Consider the following 2,790-nt stretch of genomic DNA (forward strand, 5'->3'; position numbering starts at 1 on the left):
CTTCGCGGCCACCGTCGCAACGGCGGCCGCGGTAACGGTTCAGATCGGCAGGATCAGATCTTGCCGACGAGATCGAGCGAAGGAGCCAGCGTGTCGCCGCCTTCTTCCCACGCTGCGGGGCAGACCTGGCCCGGATTGGCGCGCACATATTGCGCGGCCTTGATCTTGCGGGTCAGTTCGTTGGCATTGCGGCCGACGCCTTCGCAGGTCTGTTCCATGATCTGGATCACGCCATCGGGATCGATGACGAAGGTCGCGCGGTCGGCGAGACCCATGTCTTCACGCAGCACGTCGAAATTCTTCGAAAGCGTGTGGAGCTGATCGCCGAGGAAAGCGAACTTGAGCTTGCCGATGCGCTCGCTGGTGTCGTGCCAAGCCTTGTGCGCGAAATGGGTGTCGGTCGAGATGCCGTAAACCTCGACGCCCATCTTCTGGAGCATGTCGTAATGCTCGCCGAGGTCTTCGAGTTCGGTCGGGCAGACGAAGGTAAAGTCGGCGGGATAGAAGAAGAACACCGCCCATTTGCCGGCAATGTCGTCCTGCGTGACTTCGAAAAAGTCCTGGCCGGCCTGGAAGGCGTTGGCTTTGAACGGCTTGAGCTGGCTGCCAATGATACCCATGAGAATCTCCAATTTGCGAAAACTGATGGGTATCAGATAGGGCGTGTTGCGCCGCACAAAAGCGATATTGTGCGATTGCTAACATCGGAATTATCAGTCAGTGGTGTGGAACTTTCGCAAAGCGCAGCCAACCGCTGTTTTTGTTGCGTTTGATGCAATTGATCGGGGTGCTGAGTGGGCCTCGCATGTCGACTATCGGGTGGAAAGGTGCCGTCTCGGGGGAGGGGAATGAGGCGACCTTTCGCGTACCCGATCATCCGCTGCATCACTTCTGTGGCGCCAGCCGAATACGGGATTCAGCCGGTATTGCTGACGGGTCCGACCCAGAGTACTTCCTTGACGTCATCTCACGAGATGGTGGGCCAGCTCCTTTTGCGACCCGGAAGCTGGCCCAATAACCTTTCCATTAGGTCACTTCTGAACCGCCCTTCGTACGGTGAACTGCATGCATAAGGCGGTTTTTACGTGCGTTTGTCTGTATTAACTCTCCAATGATTGGAACATACTATGTCCTCTGCTCTTCATGATATTGTGGACACTGCTGTCGCTGCTGGAACGTTCGAAACCCTCGTTGCCGCTGTCACTGCTGCGGACCTTGGCGCAACCTTGAAGGGCGAAGGTCCCTTTACCGTGTTTGCCCCGACCGATGACGCTTTCGCCAAACTGCCGGCCGGAACGGTCGAAGACCTTGTCAAGCCTGAAAACAAGGACAAGCTCACAGCAATCCTGACCTATCACGTGATGGCGGGCAAAGTAATGGCCTCCGATGTTGCTGGACAAAAGCTTGAGCCTGCAACGGTCAACGGCGCGACGCTGCACGTAGATGGTTCTGATGGCGTCACTGTTAATGGCGCCAACGTAGTGACCGCGGATATCGATTGCACCAATGGCGTGATTCATGTCATCGATGCTGTGCTGCTGCCGGAAGGCTAAGTAATCTGCGGCAACCCTTACTCATGCCCGGTGTTCGCACCGGGCATGACTTCCCGCTCTAGCAATGTCTGAAACCATGATCGCTGCGTCAGCCACAGACTAGCCTGTGTCAGGCATTCTCCAGCGAGTGGGTCGTGAACCGGCGGTTTCAATTTATGCCGTCGACTGCCTAGAACTGACCGCCAGCTTGCGGGCAAAAACGGCTGAAAATCGCGGGTTGAAAGTCTCGGGTCGAGTGTCCGGCTGGTTTTTGAGTGGAAGAGAATGTCTCCCCTTGTCAGCTAGTGGGTCGTTATCCGACCGCCCGCTACCCGCATTGCGCGCGGTGCAGCAGTTTGTGGTCCGCCAGCACCAGCGCCATCATCGCCTCGACAACGGGTGTGCCGCGGATGCCGACGCAGGGGTCGTGGCGACCTTTCGTGCGCACCTCGGTCGCCGCTCCCTGCCGATCCACGCTGGCTACTGCTGTGAGGATCGAACTCGTCGGCTTGAAGGCGACGCGGCAGGTCACGGGCTGGCCGGTGGAAATGCCGCCCGCGATCCCCCCTGCGTGATTGGCGGCGAACTCGGGTGAGCCATCCTCGCCCGGGCGCATGGCATCGGCGTTCTGTTCGCCCGTCAGCCGCGCGGCGTCGAACCCGTCGCCGATCTCGATCCCTTTCACCGCGTTGATGCTCATCATGCCTCCCGCAAGGTCGGCGTCCAGCTTGGCATAGATCGGTGCGCCCCAGCCGGCTGGAACACCTGTAGCCACGCACTCGACCACCGCACCCAGCGAGGAACCGGCCTTGCGCGCCTCGTCCACCAGCGCCTCCCAGCGCTTGGCCGCGCCCGCATCGGGGCACCAGAAGGGATTGCGCGCGATTTCGCCAGCGTCGAATGCCGCCGGGTCGATGGCATCGCCGCCGATCTCGGCGACATAGGCGAGGATCTGCACTCCGGGCATGACCAGCCGCGCCACGGCACCCGCCGCCACCCGCATCGCGGTCTCGCGCGCCGAACTGCGCCCGCCACCGCGATAATCGCGCAGCCCGTATTTCGCGTCATAGGCATAATCGGCGTGGCCGGGCCGATAGGTGTTGGCGATTTCGGAATAATCCTTCGAGCGCTGATCGGTGTTTTCGATCAACAGCGATATCGGCGTGCCGGTGGTCCGGCCCTCGAAGACTCCCGAGAGAATCCGCACCTCGTCGGCCTCGCGCCGCTGGGTGGTGTATTTCGACTGTCCGGGTTTGCG

Annotated in this window: 3 protein-coding genes; 1 reads left to right on the forward strand and 2 read right to left on the reverse strand. The window is 60.3% G+C overall.

Going from position 1 to position 2,790, the window contains the following annotated elements; translation table 11 throughout:
• Positions 1 to 53 precede the first annotated feature (53 nt).
• Positions 54 to 620 (reverse strand): alkyl hydroperoxide reductase subunit C, encoded by a 567-nt coding sequence (gene ahpC / locus ACEW8G_RS03150; protein WP_373486992.1) that lies wholly within the window; start codon positions 618 to 620, stop codon positions 54 to 56.
• 495 nt (positions 621 to 1,115) lie between these two features.
• Here ahpC and ACEW8G_RS03155 point away from each other — a divergent pair, with 495 nt between their 5' ends.
• Positions 1,116 to 1,553 carry a fasciclin domain-containing protein gene (locus ACEW8G_RS03155; protein WP_373486993.1) on the forward strand — a complete coding sequence of 146 codons (438 nt, stop codon included), beginning with the start codon at positions 1,116 to 1,118 and terminating at the stop codon, positions 1,551 to 1,553.
• Between the two features lie 307 nt (positions 1,554 to 1,860).
• Here ACEW8G_RS03155 and aroC read toward each other — a convergent pair.
• On the reverse strand, positions 1,861 to 2,790 hold a 930-nt coding region (gene aroC, locus ACEW8G_RS03160; protein ID WP_373486994.1), incomplete at its 5' end, for a chorismate synthase.

Source organism: Blastomonas sp. (assembly GCF_041747255.1).
GTDB lineage: Bacteria > Pseudomonadota > Alphaproteobacteria > Sphingomonadales > Sphingomonadaceae > Blastomonas.

What these genes read in the sequence shown, in the direction of transcription:
- ahpC (WP_373486992.1), bottom strand. Translation starts at nt 620, where the DNA reads ATGGGTATCATTGGCAGCCAGCTCAAGCCGTTCAAAGCCAACGCCTTC.